Raw genomic sequence first — 17,515 nt, 5'->3', positions numbered from 1 at the left:
ATGAACATAGCCCTGGCGACTATTTTACTCCCGTTTGTGGGGGCAATCCTCACCGCCTGTCTGCCACAGCGCATGGCGAAATGGTCCTGTACCCTCTTCGCGCTGCTGGCCACACTAGGGACGGTGCTGTTGGCCTATGGCTACTTAGCGGGCGGGAAGATTGATGTCACTTTTGAATTGATTCATTACGGTGATATGGCGCTGTTTGGTCTGACTATCGATCGCATCAGCACACTGATTGCTTTCGCCGTGGTATTTCTCGGGCTGCTGGTGAGTCTCTACTCCACCGGCTATCTGACTCTGGGGAACCGCGAGCATCCGCACGAAGGCACCAACCGCTACTACGCGCTGCTACTGGTATTCATCGGTGCAATGGCGGGTTTAGTTTTATCATCCACCCTGCTGGGTCAGCTGTTCTTCTTTGAAATCACCGGCGGCTGCTCATGGGGATTGATTGGCTACTACCAGAGCCAAAAGTCCCTGCGCTCGGCGCTAAAAGCGCTGTTGGTGACGCATGTGGCGGCCATCGGCCTCTATTTGGCGGCGGCGGTGCTGCTGGTCAACACCGGCACCTTTGCCCTGACGGCGCTGGCACAGTTGGATAGCAGCACCAAAATCATCGTGTTTGGCGGTATCTTGTTTGCCGCGTGGGGGAAATCAGCCCAGCTACCGCTGCATATTTGGTTACCCGATGCAATGGAAGCGCCGACCCCGGTCAGCTCCTATCTGCACGCCGCGTCAATGGTCAAAGTGGGCGTCTATATCTTTGCTCGCGCTATTTACTCGGCGGGTGACGTGCCGCAAATTATCGGCACTGTGGGCATGGTGATGGCGGTTATCACGCTGATTTATGGTTTCTTCATGTATTTGCCGCAAAAAGATATGAAGCGGCTGCTCGCCTACTCCACCATTACCCAGCTCTCTTACATCTTCTTCGCGCTGTCACTGGCTATCTACGGCTCGAAAATGGCCTTTGATGGCGGTATTGCCTACATCTTTAACCATGCCTTCGCCAAGAGCCTGTTCTTCCTGGTGGCAGGTGCGCTGAGCTACAGCTGCGGCACCCGCATGTTGCCGAAACTCAAAGGCATCATGGGCAAAATGCCACTATTGGGGGTGGGATTCTGTGTCGCCGCGCTGGCGATAACCGGAGTACCGCCATTCAACGGCTTCTTCAGCAAATTCCCTATTTTTGCCGCCGGCTTCTCACTCTCGCACGAACATTGGCTACTGATACCACTGCTGATCTTAGCGCTGATTGAGTCAGTGGCGAGCTTCGGCTGGTTTCTCTACTGGTTCGGGCAAACAGTGCCGGGTAAGCCATCAGAAGAGGTCGCCAGTGCTAAACCACTGCCGCTGGCGATGCAGGCAGTGCTGGTGATACTGGTGATCATGTCAGTGTGCTCAAGCTTTATTGCCGTCGCCTGGCTTGGATAAGGGAGTAAATAATGACCGGAACACTATTCATCAACAATCTTGTCATCAACAATCTTGTCATCAACAATCTGGCAGGGCTGCTGATCATTACCTCGCTGCTGGTAATTATCGTGAAGAGACCCGCCACTTCAGCGCTGTTTTATGCTTTGCAGTCACTGGTTTTGGTACTGATTTTCCTGGTGCTGGCTGAAACACTCAACGCCCATGAGTTGTATCTGTGGTCGTTAACCGCCTTTATCACCAAGGTGGTGCTGGTGCCGTGGATTATGTACCGCGCCTTTCGCCAGATGGAGGACCCCAAAGCCAATGGCGGCGTGATAGGTACTGCCAGTCTGATTTTTATCGCCGCCATCATCATCTTGCTGAGCTACTTCGTGGTCGAGCCGGTGCAGTTGCCGATGGTCAGCGCCCTGAAACCGGCACTGGCGGTCTCACTGGGGCACTTCCTGATTGGCCTGCTGTGTATCGTCACCCAGCGCAATATTCTGAAAAATATCTTTGGCTACTGCCTGATGGAGAATGGCGCGCATTTGATGCTAGCGCTGCTAGCTTTCCGCGCACCGGAGCTGGTGGAGATTGGCATTGCCACCGATGCCATCTTCGCGGTGGTGGTGATGACGCTTATGGCGCGCAAAATTTACCGCACGCTGCACACGCTGGATGTTAAACAACTGACGGCGCTAAAGGGGTAATGAAATGAGCAATACTGACCTGCTGCTGTTACTGCTGGCGATACCTCTGATAGCCTCACTACTGGCCTTTGCCTGTCGCGCCCTCGGCAGTGCCGCCCGCATGGCTTCCACTTGGGTGCACTTTATCGGCATCAGTTTGCTGCTGCTGGTGGCCTTGACGCTGGTGTGTCGGGTGGCCCTCGGCGGGGAGATTCTGGCAGCTCACCACTGGCTGCATATCGACAGCCTCAGTGCACTATTCCTCGCCATTCTGGGGATTATCGGTTTTATCACCGGCCTCTACTCGCTCGGCTATATGCGCCATGAGGTGAATAATGGCGAAATTACTGTCGGCACACTGTGCAACTATTATGGTTTCTTCCATCTGTTCCTGTTCACCATGCTGCTGGTGGTTACCAGTAATAACCTGATTCTGATGTGGGTGGGCATTGAAGCCACCACCCTCAGCTCGGCCTTTTTGGTGGGGTTATATGGTCAGCGATCCTCGCTAGAAGCGGCCTGGAAATACATTATTATCTGTACGGTGGGGGTGGCATTTGGGCTGTATGGCACGGTGTTGGTGTACGCCAATGCGGCTAGTGTGTTGGCCGATCCCGGTAGCGCCATTTTCTGGACGGTGGTCGCTGAGCACGCCAAAGAGCTAGACCCTCGCCTGATGCATCTGGCATTTGTCTTTATCCTGATTGGCTTTGGCACCAAAACCGGGTTGTTCCCGATGCATTCGTGGTTACCGGATGCCCACAGCGAAGCGCCCAGCCCCACCAGTGCCCTGCTATCTGCGGTGCTGCTCAACTGCGCCCTGCTGGTGATCATCCGCTATTACATCATTATCAGCGCCGCTATTGGGCCGCACTTCCCACAAATGCTGCTATTGGTGTTCGGCATGATGTCGGTTGCCGTCTCCGCGCTCTTTATTCTGGCGCAGCGCGACATGAAACGTCTGCTGGCCTACTCCAGCGTCGAGAATATGGGGCTGATTGCTGTAGCGCTGGGGATTGGTGGCCCGCTGGGGGTAGTGGCCGCGCTGTTCCACACCTTAAATCACAGTCTGGCAAAAACCTTGCTGTTCTGTGGCTCCGGTAATGTGCTGCTGAAATATGGCACGCGGGATATGGGGGCGATTAAAGGCATTATCCGCGTCGCCCCCCTCACCGCAGTGTTACTGGCCGGTGGCGCACTGGCGCTAGCGGGGATGCCGCCATTTAGCCTATTTATCAGCGAATTTATGCTGGTGGCCGCCACCATTAAAGCCGGCCATCTCTGGCTGGTGATTGTGCTGCTGTTGCTGCTGACACTGGTGCTGGCCGGATTGGTACGCATGATTGCCAGCACGGTGCTGGGCACCCCGCCCCCTGCGGTCAGCAAAGGTGAACTGGGGATCCTCACCACTGCGCCAATGGTGATTTTACTGCTGCTGATGCTACTACTCGGGGTGCACATTCCCTCGCCAGTGACCCGTTTACTCACCGATGCGGCGCAGATTGTCCTCAAAAGTGACAGCAGTGCCCCCACAGTTCAGCCCTTTATGTTGCCGTGGCAATCGCGCTCGCCAATAACAGCAATCTCTCCGGCTCAACCGGCCCCTTCCGTCGCAGATGCCCATACCGCCCTGCAACTCACCCCGACACGTCAGGAGATGTAACGTGACTCACGAAACGCCCATTTCAGCCAATACCCTTTCAGGCCAACCAGCAGGCGGTGAAAAACGGGGGGCCGCCTATGTCGCCCGCCTGCGTGAACAATTTCCGGCGGCAATCCTCGATGAGGAGTGGCAGACCCACGACCAACTGACCATTACCATTAAGCTAAACAGCCTGCCGGAGGTGGTGGAGCACCTCTATTACCAGCAAGGCGGCTGGCTATCAGTGCTGTTCGGTAATGATGAGCGCAGCCTGAATGGCTATTTTGCCATTTACTATGTGCTATCGATGGAGGGGCGCGAACAGTATGGCGCACAGACTGGAAAACGCTATGGCGACAAGTGCTGGGTGATTGTCAAAGCGCTGATAAGCCCTGAGCGGCCTGAGTTCCCATCCGTCACACCAAGGGTTCCGGCGGCGGTCTGGGGAGAGCGCGAAGTGCGCGATATGTATGGCCTGCAACCGGTGGGTCTGCCCGATGAGCGCCGTTTAGTGCTGCCCGATGATTGGCCGGATGACCTCTATCCGCTGCGCAAAGATACTATGGATTATCGCCAGCGCCCCACACCAACCGGCGACACCGAAACCTATCAGTTTGAGAATGAGGCGGGCAGCAGTAGCCGCGTGGTGCCTATCGGCCCGATGCACATTACCTCCGATGAACCGGGCCACTTCCGCCTGTTTGTTGATGGTGAGGATATTATCGATGCCGATTACCGCCTGTTTTATGTCCATCGCGGCATGGAAAAACTGGCTGAAACCCGCATGGGCTATAACGATGTCACCTTCCTATCAGACCGTATTTGCGGCATTTGCGGCTTCACTCACAGTGTGGCCTACACCTCATCGATTGAGAATGCGCTGGGCATTATCGTGCCGCCACGAGCGCAGATGATCCGCACCATTTTGCTGGAGGTGGAGCGGCTACACAGCCACCTGCTTAATATCGGTTTGTCTTGCCACTTCGTCGGTTTCGATACCGGTTTTATGCAGTTTTTCCGCGTGCGTGAAAAAGCCATGACCATCGCCGAGATGCTGACAGGGGCGCGTAAAACCTACGGTCTGAATCTGATTGGCGGGGTCCGCCGCGATATCCTGAAAGCCGATCGCATTAAAACCCTACAGTTGGTGACAGAGATGCGCGCCGATATCGGCCAGTTGGTGGATATGCTGATGAGCACCGCCAATATTGAGCAGCGCACTGTGGGTGTTGGTCTGTTAGATCGTAAAATTGCCCGCGATTTCAGCCCAGTCGGCCCGATGATCCGCGCCAGTGGTTTTGCCCGCGATATGCGCCACGACCACACCTACGCCAACTATGCCAATGTGCCTAAAGAGCTGTTTAGCCTTGATGGCTGCGACGTGAACTCACGCCTGCTAGTGCGGGTGCGGGAGTTCTTTGACTCGCTGGTGATGATTGAATATGGCCTAAACCATATGCCTGGCGGCCCATTGCTGGAAGAGAGAGTCCACTATCAGCCCTACAAATTTGCCCTCGGCTTCTCCGAAGCGCCCCGTGGCGAAGATGTGCACTGGAGCATGACCGGCGATAACCAAAAACTGTTCCGCTGGCGCTGTCGGGCCGCCACCTACGCCAATTGGCCAGTGCTGCGCTATATGCTGCGCGGCAATACCGTCTCTGACGCGCCACTGATCATCGGCAGTCTTGACCCTTGCTACTCCTGCACTGATCGGGTCACTTTGGTGGATGTGCGCAAGCAGAAATCCGTCACTGTGCCCTACAAAGAGATCGCGCGTTATGGCATCGAGCGCACCCATTCGCCGCTCAAATAGAGGGATGAAGAATGTTAAAACTGTTTAAAACCATCCTGAAAGTCGGCGATACCACGGTGAAATATCCGTTTAAGCCGCTTGAGGTCAGTCACGGATTTCGTGGCAAACCACAATATGAGGCCGCGCAGTGTATTGCTTGCGGCGCCTGTACTATGGCCTGCCCGGCCAATGCGCTGACCATGGAGACAGATATCGCCCGTGGAACTCGCCAGTGGCAGTTGTTCCTTGGGCGCTGCATTTTCTGCGGCCGCTGTGAAGAGGTCTGCCCGACCCGCGCGATTGTGCTGTCGCCAGAGTTTGAGTTGGCGGTGTTCAATAAAGCGGATTTATATCAACGCGCCACCTTTACGCTCACCTCTTGCCAGCAGTGCCAGAGACCTTTTGCGCCGAAAAAAGAGGTGGATTATGTCATGGCGCTGCTGATCCATTCAGGAGTGAGCGCGGAGGATGTCGAGCGGCAACGCCCCCATTTTGAAACCTGCCCTGAGTGTAAGCGCCAACACAATATCATCGGCAATAGCAATATCGCCATGAAGAGCAGTATCTCCATGAGTAACAGTATTTCCATAAATAACAGTATTTCCATAAATAACAGTATGATACCGAATCACCAGTGCGAAGGGGGGAGCCATCCATGAGCCAGCCACATTCATCAAAACCGGCTTGGGGGCATCATGTTAGCCAGCCGGTTGCGCTTGATCCTGCTATCGCGCAGTTAAAAAGTAAATTGCTGAAAGATATCAAACGCTCCGCCTATGTCTATCGGGTGGATTGCGGCGGCTGCAACGGCTGTGAAATTGAGATTTTCTCCTCGATTACACCGCTATTCGACACCGAGCGTTTTGGTATCAAGGTCGTCGCCTCGCCGCGTCATGCGGATATCTTGCTGTTCACTGGAGCGGTCACCCGCGCTATGCGCAGCCCCGCGCTGCGCGCCTATCAATCGGCACCAGATCCTAAAATCTGCATCTCTTACGGTGCTTGTGGCTGCGGCGGTGGCATCTTCCACGACCTCTATTGTGTCTGGGGCGGCAGCGATACCATTGTACCAATTGATGTTTATATCCCCGGTTGCCCGCCGACACCGGCCGCCACCCTTTATGGCTTTGCGGTGGCGCTCGGCCTGCTGGAGCAAAAACTCAAGGGGGAAGAGAGTCAGGAGGCCGCTGACGAGCGGGTCGCCCTAATTCACCCTGATGCGCCGCTGACACTACGTGTGCTGCTGGAGCGTGAAGCACGCCGCATGGCCGGTTATCGCCACGGGCGGGAGATCACTGACCGCTTTTTGTCACTGCTGGTCAATCAGCCCTTGCCCGGGCTAGAGCAGCGCTGCCAGCACTATCTCAGTCAGCAAGATGATCCGCGCCTGAGCGAGATATTTGCCAGCCTGCAACAGATCACGTTAATGCAACTGGCAGGGGGCCTCAGCTATGAGCGCTAAGGTGATTTTTTATGCGCTGAACCAGAAGTTTCTCGACAGTGACGATCAGATGCCCGAACAGGCGCAGCAGGTGATCTATTACTCACTGGCGATCGGCCACCATGTGGGGGTAATTGATTGCCTGAAAGCGATAATGGAGTGCCCGCTGGCCGAGTATGAGCAGTGGTTCAGCCAGTTGCCTGAGGGCGAAGCGCGCCGCAAAATGGCCGGCCTGCTGAAGTTTGGTGAAATCACCATCGACAGCACCCACACCCAGTTGCTGGCGAAGGCTTTTGCGCCACTGGCGGAAGATGCCGCCTCACTCCATCGGCCCTGGAGCCAACAACTGCTGCAAACCCTGTACGATATCGAGCAGGAACCGGCCATCTACTTAATGGTGAAACGCCGCCCATGAGCCATCTCAATGCAGTCACGAATCTAGTCTTAACCGTCGGCAACAGCATGATGGGTGATGATGGCGCAGGCCCATTGCTGGCTGAGCGCATGAGCCAGCAGCCCTTAGCGAATTGGCAGGTGATTGATGGCGGTTCAGCGCCGGAAAATGTGGTACATAGTATCCGCGCCTTACACCCCACGCGGCTGATTATCGTGGATGCGGCGGATATGGCGTTAGCCCCGGGGGAGATTCGAATCATTGAACCCGAGCGAATTGCTGAAATGTTCATCATGAGCACCCATAATCTGCCGCTCAATTTTCTGATCGATCAGCTCAAGGAGGATATTAGTGAAGTGATTTTCGTTGGCATCCAGCCGACACTGGTCGCGTTCTACTTTCCGATGAGCGATATCGTCAAACAAGCCGTAGAAACACTCTATCAACAGCTGCCCCACTGGCAAGGTGACGGCGGTTTTACCCATCTTTAATTGAGTGACGGTGTGACGTCGTCAAATTTGCCGACGTCACACCCACCGACAGTTTCCCGCATTTCGCCCAACCGCATAAAATCCCAACAAATTCCTTATAAAACAAATAGATTTATTCACTTTCACTTCACTCATTCAACTTGGCATAAACCATGCAATATGTAGGTGAATATCGCGGTAGGGCCATGTGTCCAGACTGCTCAATTTATACCCCATCGATTTCAAGGTGCACCAACACACCTGCAACTTGAAAGATGAAGGGTAAGGAGATTACACAATGAACCGGTTCATAATCGCCGACCCCAAAAAGTGCATTGGCTGCCGCACCTGTGAGGTCGCCTGTGTGCTGGCACACAATGGTGGCCGACTGGAGGCCATGACCAAGGCCAATTTCGCTCCACGGCTGAAAGTGGTTAAAGGGTTGAATGTCAGTACCGCCATTATGTGCCGTCACTGCGAAGACGCGCCTTGTGCCAATGTTTGCCCGAACGGCGCGATTGTGCGAGCGGCTGATAGCATTCAGGTGCTGCAAGAGAAGTGCATTGGCTGCAAAACCTGCGTCGTTGCCTGCCCGTACGGTGCCATGACAGTGGTGACCAAACAGGTCGAAGTGATGTTCAACGGCCTCTCGCAGGGCTTTTGTCTCAAAGCCGAAGCGCAGAAATGTGACCTGTGCGAAGGGCGTGCTGCAGGGCCGGCCTGTATTTCTGTTTGCCCAACTCAAGCGCTACATATGATTGGCCGCGACACCCTGCAAGCCATGCTGCGCAAAAAACAGATGCGCGCCGCGCTGGATGAAGCCAACGAGATGAACTTCTAAGCCGATACTGCGGCGACAAGAACGAGGGTAATTAATTATGCACAAAGCACTCACTGTCTGTCCTTACTGCGGCTCTGGCTGCAAAATCAACTTATTGGTTGAAAACGGCAAAGTCGTCGGCGCACAGGGCGCTAATGGGGTCACCAATCAAGGTGAACTCTGCCTAAAAGGCTACTACGGCTGGGATTTTCTCAATGATACCAAGCTACTGACGCCACGCCTGAAACAGCCGATGATCCGTCGCCAAAAAGGCGGCACACTGGAAGCGGTCTCTTGGGATGAGGCCATTGAGTTCGCCAGTAGCAAGTTGCGGGCAATTAAAGAGAAATATGGCCCGGAAGCCATTATGCACACCGGTTCATCCCGTGGGCCGGGCAATGAAACCAACTATGTGATGCAAAAATTTGCCCGCGCAGTGACCGGCAGCAACAACATTGACTGCTGCGCCCGTGTTTGTCACGGCCCGTCAGTGGCAGGCTTGCAAGTGACACTGGGCAATGGCGCGATGAGCAACTCAATCTGCGAGATTGAAGAGACCAAGTGCATTTTGGTCTTTGGCTACAACGCCGCCGACTCCCACCCAATCGTCGCCCGCCGGATCCTCAAAGCCAAGGAGAAAGGGGCGAAAGTGATTGTTTGTGATCCGCGCCATATCGAAACGGCACGTATAGCTGATCTGTGGCTACCACTGAACAACGGTTCAAATATGGCGCTGGTTAATGCCTTTGCCAACGTATTGATTAGCGAAGAGTTATACGATAAAGATTATGTCTCGCGCTATACCGAAGGTTTCGACGAATATCGCGAAATTGTCGCCAAATACACCCCTGAGTATGTCGAAGGTATCACTGGCCTGCCAGCGCAGACTATTCGCGAAGCAATGCGCATCTATGCCGCCGCGCCATCTGCCACCATTTTGTGGGGCATGGGCGTGACTCAATGGGGCCAAGGTGTGGATGTAGTTAAGGGATTATCAGGATTGGCGCTGCTGACCGGCAACCTCGGCCGCCCTAATGTGGGTGTCGGCCCGGTTCGTGGGCAGAATAACGTGCAAGGTGCCTGTGACATGGGCGCTCTGCCCAATATGTATCCCGGCTACCAGCCCGTTACCGATCCCGCCACACTGGAGAAGTTTGCCAAAGCCTGGGGCGTCCCTTCCCTATCCGGAAAAATCGGCTACTCACTGACCGATGTACCACACAAAGTGAAAGAGGGCAAAATCAAAGCCAACTACGTGATGGGCGAAGATCCGCTGCAAACTGAGCCAGACCTTTCAATGATGCGCGAAGCTTTCAGCGAGTTGGAGCTGCTGATTGTGCAGGATATCTTTATGACCAAAACCGCCGCCGAGGCGGATGTGATTTTCCCTGCCACTTCATGGGGCGAACATGAGGGGGTCTACTCCGCCGCCGACCGGGGTTTCCAGCGCTTTGAAAAAGCGGTTGATGCCCAGGGTGACGTGAAACCGGATTGGGAGATCATCAGTCTGATGGCGACCGCCCTCGGCTATCCGATGAAATATCACAATACCAAAGAGATTTGGGACGAGCTGCGCGAACTCTGCCCGCTCTATTACGGCGCAACCTACGAGAAAATGGCTGGATTGGGCTATATCCCGTGGCCATGTACTACCGAGGATAGCCCCGGTACGCCGTGGTTATATGCCGATAATAAGTTTGACCGCCCCGGCGGTAAAGGATTGCTGTTTGCCAGCGAGTGGCGGGCGCCAATGGAGCAGGTGGATGAGGATTACCCACTGGTGCTCTGTACCGTGCGTGAAGTGGGCCACTACTCTTGCCGCTCAATGACCGGTAACTGTTCGGCGCTGCAAACATTAGCCGATGAGCCGGGTTATGTGCAAATCAGTCCGCAGGATGCAGAGAAACTGCATTTGCGGGATCAACAGCTGGTCTGGGTTGAGTCGCGGCGCGGCAAGGTGATCACGCGGGTTTCCGTCAGTGAGCGCATTAATGTCGGCGCGGTATATATGACTTACCAGTGGTGGATTGGGGCCTGTAATGAGCTGACGTTAGACCATCTTGATCCCATCTCTAAAACACCAGAGTACAAATATTGCGCGGTGAAACTGGAGGCGATACCGGATCAGGGCTGGGCGGAGAACTATGTCCAACAGGAGTATAGCCAGTTAAAAGCACGGTTAAGTAGAGCAGCCGCCGTTAATTGAAATAGTGATGACTCACTACACGGCGTATAAGCTGTAGTGAGTCAAGATTGACCACGCCCTGGGGCAGTTCGGTGACTTACGCCGCTACAATCCCAACGGCGTGTTTCCCCTTGATTCAACTCTATTGGTAATCAGCACTGACAAAAACAGATTTACTCAGCTATCCCATCCTCTTCTTCAATACTTTTTACTGATATTCCTAATCGTTGCATACGAGATAACAAGGTGGTGCGTTTTAACCCCAGCTTAATTGCCGCTCCTTTTGCGCCAGCGACCACACCATTGGTCTCACGTAATACGCGAATAATGCGTGCGCGTTCAGATTCTGAAAATTCCGGCTCTTCGCTTTCAGGTAACAACGCTTTACGAACGACCCGTTCCGCTGCCGGTTTGGCGACCTCTAACGGCGATAAGTGATATTCCAACTCTTGTAACTGCAAATTCAGTGTTGTGCCCCGGCTGAGAATGACCGCTCGCTCAATTACATTCTCCAGTTCGCGAATATTCCCCGGCCAGGGTAAACGACTCAGTAAACGTAATGTTTCACTGGGAATAGTATCGATGACGCGATTCATGCGTTTGGCTATTTTCTTAGTGAAAAATTTCACCAGCAGGGGGATATCTTCTGGCCGCTCGCGAAGGGGGGGGATCACAATAGGAAAAACATTGAGTCGATAGTAGAGATCACTGCGATATTCGCGATTGACCATCATCAATTTTAAGTCACGATTGGTTGCTGCAATCAGCCGAACATCCACCGGAATAATTTTACTGCCCCCCAAACGCTCTATTTCCCGCTCTTGTAATACCCGCAGGAGTTTCGGTTGCAGCTCCAGGGGAATATCCCCAACTTCATCGAGAAAGAGTGTACCGCCATCGGCCATCTCAAATCGGCCAATACGCTGTGATGACGCACCGGTATATGCCCCCTTTTCATGACCAAACAGATCACTCTCCATTAATCCGGAGGGGATCGCCGCACAGTTCATTTTCACCATGCGCTTATTCTTACGCTGACTTAAATTATGGATCGCGCGGGCAATTAACTCTTTACCGGTGCCAGTTTCGCCGAGGATCAGTACCGTGCAATCACTGGACGCCACCATTTCGACCTGTTCCAGCACCGCTTTAATGCCAGCACTATGACCAATTATTTCGCCGAACTCCTCATTATGAATAATCTGATCCGTTAGATAGAGATTCTCATTTACCAGTGAGTCTTTCAGACGGCTAATTTCGTTATAAGCTAAGGCATTGTCCACAGCAATGGCAATGCGGGCGGCAATTTGCCGTAACAGTTTGAGATTACTGTCGGTGAAAATATCACTCTGACATTGCGCCAGTGTTAATATACCCAGCATCTTATGGCCGAAAAAGAGTGGTAACAGGCAAACTACCTGCAAACCATCATCCAACATATTCGCCAATTGTTTATCTTCAGGGGCCAAGAGAGAAATATCCGCCAAATTAACTAGCAATAATTCCCGGCTGTGTAAAACTTGCCCCGCTAAGGTGCCGGTGATATCCATCCTGGCTTGCTGATGCTGCACTGTTTTACCCGTTTGGTAGCGGGCCGAAAAGAGATGCAGTTTATTTTTATCGTTTTGGCTGCCGCATATCGCCAGACTGATATAATCGATATTGAAAAAGCGGTGTATCTCTTTCGAAACCTCGGCCGCTAAGACATCCAATTCTAGTTTAGAAATAACCGTATTAGTGACATCCACTAATATCCGGTAGTGATCCCGTTCAAAGCGCAGTTTTTCACGTTCAGAAAATGCCCGATCTATTTCAGCGATATTATCCACCGCAATAGCGACTACATCGGCCAATAATCCCAGAAAGGTCATCGCCTGCTCATCGAACTCACTGTCGTCAGTCTTAATAAACTCAACACAACCTGACCAGTGATTATCATGGCCCAAGGGAAAATGGCAGCCTGAATGTAGCCGCTGATAAGGCCCCAAATTACAGACAGACGCAAATTCCCTTTGCATACGCGGATGATCACTCTGCAAAGGTATTTGTTGCTGCCATGCCAGAGCGCCCGGGCCTTCAGCAAATAGGATATTTTGCGACCCTGTGACTGTATCGGTGACATCATCATGGGTATAAAGAGTTATTTGGTTATACAGCGGATTAAGCAGCAATAAATTGACACGTTGAAAACGCACTACCGAAAAAGAGATCTTGCTGAGCTCATTAACTAACTCGGTGATATCTCGGAGTAATAATAATTTTTTCGATACCGTGAGTAGTGTGTCTTGCCAAACCTGAGCCAATGTGGGACGGGGTAGTTTTTTTGCGCTATCCATATATTCCCAAAGTCATTAAGCTCAAAAATAGATGGTGGATACTTTAAGGCATTGAAATAAAGAAATATATATTAACCCGCGATAAGCTTGATCTGGGTTAATAAACAATTTAATCAAAATTTAGTGATCTCCCCGCCTATTGAAATCACTTCTCATTTACATCAAAAAGTAAAAACCAGTCAGGATATTCCCAGACTGGTTTTCATTTTTATCGTGGCTTTACGGCCAATAACTGATTATTTCTTCTTCGCGTATTTCAGTGAGTCCAGTGCTACCGCAAAGATAATGATCGCACCCTTGATAATGTATTGCCAGTAAGGGTTCACGCCGATATAAGTCAGCCCGTAGTTAATGACGGTAAAGATAATAACCCCAGTCACCACGCCGATAACCGTACCGACACCACCACTAAAGGAGACCCCGCCTACCACACAAGCCGCGATCGCATCTAGCTCATACATAAACCCGAGGTTGTTGGTCGCACTACCAATACGGCCAGCTTCCAACATCCCGCCGAATGCATAGAATACACCGGACAAGGCATAAATCATGATTAAGTTCAGTGGCACATTAACACCAGAAACTTTTGCCGCTTCTGGGTTGCCGCCGATGGCGAAGATATTTTTGCCAAAGCGAGTTTTATTCCACAATACCCAAACAAAGCCGATAGCAATGAGCGCATAGAAAGTAATGTAGGAGAGTTTGAAATCACCAAACCGTAAAAATCCTTGCGCAAAGGTTGAGAATGCAGGGTCAAAACCAGCAATTGGTGATGCGCCAACAAAGTCGTAATACAGGGAGTTAATACCGTAAACAATAATCATCGTACCCAATGTGGTAATAAATGGAGTCACATTCAGATAAGCGATGATAATACCGTTGATCAGACCAATAATCGCACCAATCAGACAGACGGTTAAGATAACAATTGGAATAGGCACAGTCTGTAAATCAGGGAAAACTTTATTAACGTTGTCCATGGCTTGCAGCATGGTTGCGGCAACTACCGCCGCCAAACCTACCTGACGACCGGCTGACAGATCCGTCCCTTGAGTCACAATCAGACCCGCTACACCCAGTGCGATAATAATACGCACGGAAGATTGGGTTAGAATATTACTTAAGTTCATCAGGCTTAAAAATGTCGGGTCCTTGACAATAATTATTGCCAGCAATACGAATAACACGACGTAAATCCCGCTCTCTTTAAGGTAAGTGAGCATACTTTTCTTATTTAACGCATTCATAATAAGAACCTTCGACTAGATTAGAGATGCAAGGATGCAAGGCGTAATATTTCATTTTGCGTGGTTTGTTTGGTTTCAACAATTCCTGCAACCTGACCATTACTCATTACCAAAATTCTGTCAGTGATCCCTAATAGCTCAGGCATTTCAGAGGAGATAATAATGATCCCTTTGTTTTTCTTCGCTAGTTCAGTCATTAACTGATAGATTTCAAACTTCGCACCGACATCAATTCCCCGAGTCGGCTCATCCAACATTAATATTTCTGGTTGAGTCAGTAGCCAACGGCCAATAATTACTTTCTGCTGATTACCACCTGATAATGAACCGATACTGGTACGGTGACCCGGCGTTTTTACTCGCATCGCATCGATAACCCATTGGGTATCGCTCTTCATGCGCGTATTATCCAGCAGCCCAAATTTATTTTTATAGTTACGAATATTAGATATTAGGGAATTAAAACCCACATCGAGATAAGCGTAAATTCCGGTTGAGCGGCGCTCTTCAGTCACCAGTGCAAATCCATGATTAATGGCTTCATTAGCACTGTGGTTATTAATACTTTTGCCGTGTAATTTAATGGTTCCGGAGACTTTTTCGCGGATACCAAATAAGGTTTCAACGATATCAGTACGTTTTGCTCCCACCAGCCCGGCAATACCCAAGATCTCGCCTTTATGTAAATCAAAGGAGATATCGCGGATAGAGGGTTGGCGCAGCGAGGTCAAATTCTTCACTTCCAGAATAACCTCACCGGGTGTATTCAGGCGGTCAGGAAAACGTTGGCTCAGTGAGCGCCCCACCATCATAGAAATTATCTGATCCATGGTCAGCCCTTCCAGCGGCTGAGTGGCAATCCACTGACCATCACGTAATATCGTGATTTCGTCGCACAGCTGGAATATCTCTTCCATTTTGTGGGAGATATAAACAATTCCGCAGCCACGCTCTTTTAATTTGCGGATAATCGTAAAAAGATGATTAACTTCTTTCTCGGTTAATGAAGAGGTCGGCTCATCCATAATGACGATCTTGGCATTGTAAGAAAATGCCTTGGCTATCTCGATCATTTGCATTTGCGATACTGATAACGTGGCAACTTTGTCACGAGGATCAATATCAATATCCAATTCATCGAAGATGGCTTTGGTATCTTTGTACATTTTATCTTGATCGACAAAAAAACCTTTGGTTGGGTAGCGGCCCAGCCACATGTTGTCCATCACTGTACGTTGTAACACCAGGTTTAATTCCTGATGCACCATAGAGACACCATGCTCTAATGCTTCTTTCGAACTTTTAAACTCTATTTCTTGCCCCTGAAAGATAATACTTCCGGAGTCTTTTTTATAGATACCAAACAGACATTTTAATAACGTTGACTTACCGGCACCATTTTCTCCCATTAAGGCATGGATCGAATTTGGCCGCACTTTAAGATTTACGTTATCTAACGCCTTTACACCCGGAAATGATTTATTGATATTACTCATTTCCAGCAACCACTCGCGGGGTTGTGCTGTATTAATATCGGCCATAATTATACCTGGCTAAGAACCGCCACCGACTTGCTGGATATATAGCCACCCACCAATAAGCGCGCGCTCTAAAATAGGGATCAATGCAACAAAAAAACCTTCAGCCCCGGTGCCAGGCTCCGTGTACCGAATTCTCGGTGCCGGGGCTAGAAGGTTAATGACTTTCTACCCTTAATACTTGGGTGTAAATCGTGTTTCGCCTGTTATTTAGTAAATTCAGCCAGGTTATCTTTATCGACGCCTACATACGGGATACGTACGATTTTGTTGTCGATTTTCCAGGTTGTGCCTTCAGCAGCAGGTTTACCGGCAGCCAGGTTTTTAGCCAGATCAAAGGTCGCTTTGGCCTGATTGTTGGCATCATTCAACACTGTACCGGCCATTTGACCTGATTTCACCATCGCTAACGCTTCTGGCAAGGCATCAACACCGAACACTGGAACGCTGGTTTTATTGTGTGCTTTCAATGCTTCTACTGCACCCATTGCCATCGCATCATTGTTGGCAATAACCACTTCGATTTTGTTTGCGTTAGGGCCAGATAACCATGCATCCATCTTATCTTTGGCCTGCGCGGTATCCCACATTGCGGTATCTAACTGCAATTGTTGAGTTGGAATACCTTTTTCATTCAATGTCTTAATCACGTAAGTGGTACGTGCTTCAGCATCTGGATGACCCGGTTCACCTTTCAGCAACACAAATTGAATTTTACCGTCTTTATTCAGATCCCATGCTGGGTTGGCTTGCCAATGTTTAGCAATCAGCTCACCCTGAATAACACCGGACTCTTTAGAGTCTGTGCCCACATAGTAAGCTTTGTCATAGCTATCCAAGGCTTTACGTGAAGGTTCTTTGTTATAAAACACAATCGGTACATCGTTTGCGCGGGCTTTATCGATAACCACTGGCGCTGCTGCTGGGTCAACCAGGTTAATTGCCAGCGCTTTTACCCCCTTAGCCAACAATACGTCGATTTGATCGTTTTGCTTGGATTGATCATTCTGGGAGTCATTCATCAGTAGGGTAACGTCAGGAGATGCTTTAGCATCTTTCTCTATCGCTTTACGGACCACGGACATAAAGTTGTCATCATATTTATAGATGGTGACACCAATACGGGTATCAGCTTGAGCAGCCGCGCCAAACAACATGCTGGCAGCCAAGGTTGCTAATGTGAAAACCTTCTTATTCATTTGTATCTCCGGGTTTATGTAGGGTAGTACAGGGTGATAACACCATCGCCTAACGAGAGAAAACTGTCGTAAAGCGGCTGACACTGAATATATATCGTCCTTGAGCGCACTCCACTCCGAAAAAGCCGCCTGAGTCGTCATAAACCATGTCATTTACAAACAAGTTGTTTGCGGAACACATGTCTGTAAATCGCTATTCTAAAACCCGCTACCGTCTGTTTTTTTATCCGGCAACCGATGACATATTGATACATTCAGGTAGAAAACAGCTAGAGCATAGACGGCTCGTTGTTAAGAATCTGTGAATTTTCTCACAGATTGAAAACGGTTACACAAGAATAAA

At 50.7% G+C, this 17,515-nt stretch carries 14 protein-coding genes; 10 read left to right on the top strand and 4 right to left on the bottom strand.

Going from position 1 to position 17,515, the window contains the following annotated elements; all coding sequences use genetic code 11:
- The 10 genes from HRK25_RS13240 to fdhF all read left to right on the top strand — a co-directional run bounded on the left by HRK25_RS13240 (position 1) and on the right by fdhF (position 10,873).
- Entirely contained in the window at positions 1-1,437 is a 1,437-nt protein-coding gene (locus HRK25_RS13240; RefSeq protein WP_005273798.1) for a hydrogenase 4 subunit D, read from the top strand.
- An 11-nt stretch (positions 1,438-1,448) separates the two neighbouring features.
- A complete protein-coding gene (gene hyfE, locus HRK25_RS13235; protein WP_005273800.1) occupies positions 1,449-2,129 on the top strand; it encodes a hydrogenase 4 membrane subunit in 681 nt (226 codons plus the stop codon).
- A 4-nt stretch (positions 2,130-2,133) separates the two neighbouring features.
- Positions 2,134-3,771, top strand: a complete 1,638-nt coding sequence (locus HRK25_RS13230) for a hydrogenase 4 subunit F (RefSeq protein ID WP_005273803.1) — start codon at positions 2,134-2,136, stop codon at positions 3,769-3,771.
- 1 nt (position 3,772) lies between these two features.
- Positions 3,773-5,563: a hydrogenase large subunit gene (locus HRK25_RS13225; protein WP_049599232.1), complete on the top strand. Its 1,791-nt coding sequence runs from the start codon at positions 3,773-3,775 to the stop codon at positions 5,561-5,563.
- Between the two features lie 11 nt (positions 5,564-5,574).
- A complete protein-coding gene (gene hyfH, locus HRK25_RS13220; protein WP_005273809.1) occupies positions 5,575-6,201 on the top strand; it encodes a hydrogenase 4 subunit H in 627 nt (208 codons plus the stop codon).
- A complete protein-coding gene (locus HRK25_RS13215) occupies positions 6,198-7,004 on the top strand; it encodes an NADH-quinone oxidoreductase subunit B family protein (protein ID WP_032897692.1) in 807 nt (268 codons plus the stop codon). The genes hyfH and HRK25_RS13215 overlap by 4 nt, the downstream gene beginning before the upstream one ends.
- Positions 6,994-7,398, top strand: a complete 405-nt coding sequence (locus HRK25_RS13210; RefSeq protein WP_032897695.1) for a formate hydrogenlyase maturation HycH family protein — start codon at positions 6,994-6,996, stop codon at positions 7,396-7,398. The genes HRK25_RS13215 and HRK25_RS13210 overlap by 11 nt, the downstream gene beginning before the upstream one ends.
- On the top strand, positions 7,395-7,868 hold the full coding sequence (gene hycI / locus HRK25_RS13205) for a hydrogenase maturation peptidase HycI (RefSeq protein ID WP_032897698.1): 474 nt from the start codon (positions 7,395-7,397) through the stop codon (positions 7,866-7,868). Before HRK25_RS13210 ends, hycI begins: the two co-directional genes overlap by 4 nt.
- A gap of 277 nt (positions 7,869-8,145) precedes the next feature.
- A complete protein-coding gene (locus tag HRK25_RS13200; RefSeq protein ID WP_032897700.1) occupies positions 8,146-8,688 on the top strand; it encodes a 4Fe-4S binding protein in 543 nt (180 codons plus the stop codon).
- Positions 8,689-8,725: 37 nt separating this feature from the next.
- Positions 8,726-10,873, top strand: coding sequence for a formate dehydrogenase subunit alpha (fdhF, locus tag HRK25_RS13195; protein ID WP_005273825.1), 2,148 nt, complete (start codon positions 8,726-8,728; stop codon positions 10,871-10,873).
- A 152-nt stretch (positions 10,874-11,025) separates the two neighbouring features.
- On the opposite strand, the gene flhA is transcribed toward fdhF, so the two are convergent.
- The 4 genes from flhA to mglB all read right to left on the bottom strand — a co-directional run bounded on the left by flhA (position 11,026) and on the right by mglB (position 17,172).
- Complete coding sequence (gene flhA, locus HRK25_RS13190; protein WP_005273828.1) at positions 11,026-13,188, bottom strand: formate hydrogenlyase transcriptional activator FlhA; 2,163 nt, start codon at positions 13,186-13,188, stop codon at positions 11,026-11,028.
- A 236-nt stretch (positions 13,189-13,424) separates the two neighbouring features.
- A complete protein-coding gene (gene mglC, locus HRK25_RS13185) occupies positions 13,425-14,435 on the bottom strand; it encodes a galactose/methyl galactoside ABC transporter permease MglC (RefSeq protein WP_005273832.1) in 1,011 nt (336 codons plus the stop codon).
- Positions 14,436-14,455: 20 nt separating this feature from the next.
- Positions 14,456-15,976 carry a galactose/methyl galactoside ABC transporter ATP-binding protein MglA gene (mglA, locus tag HRK25_RS13180; protein WP_005273834.1) on the bottom strand — a complete coding sequence of 507 codons (1,521 nt, stop codon included), beginning with the start codon at positions 15,974-15,976 and terminating at the stop codon, positions 14,456-14,458.
- Positions 15,977-16,179: 203 nt separating this feature from the next.
- The gene (mglB, locus tag HRK25_RS13175; RefSeq protein WP_005273836.1) at positions 16,180-17,172 is read right to left on the bottom strand and encodes a galactose/glucose ABC transporter substrate-binding protein MglB; all 993 of its coding nucleotides are present in this window, start codon (positions 17,170-17,172) and stop codon (positions 16,180-16,182) included.
- Positions 17,173-17,515 lie beyond the last annotated feature (343 nt).

The organism is Yersinia bercovieri ATCC 43970, from assembly GCF_013282745.1.
GTDB classification, from domain to species: Bacteria; Pseudomonadota; Gammaproteobacteria; order Enterobacterales; family Enterobacteriaceae; genus Yersinia; species Yersinia bercovieri.
This window is presented reverse-complemented; position numbering and strand designations above follow the sequence as displayed.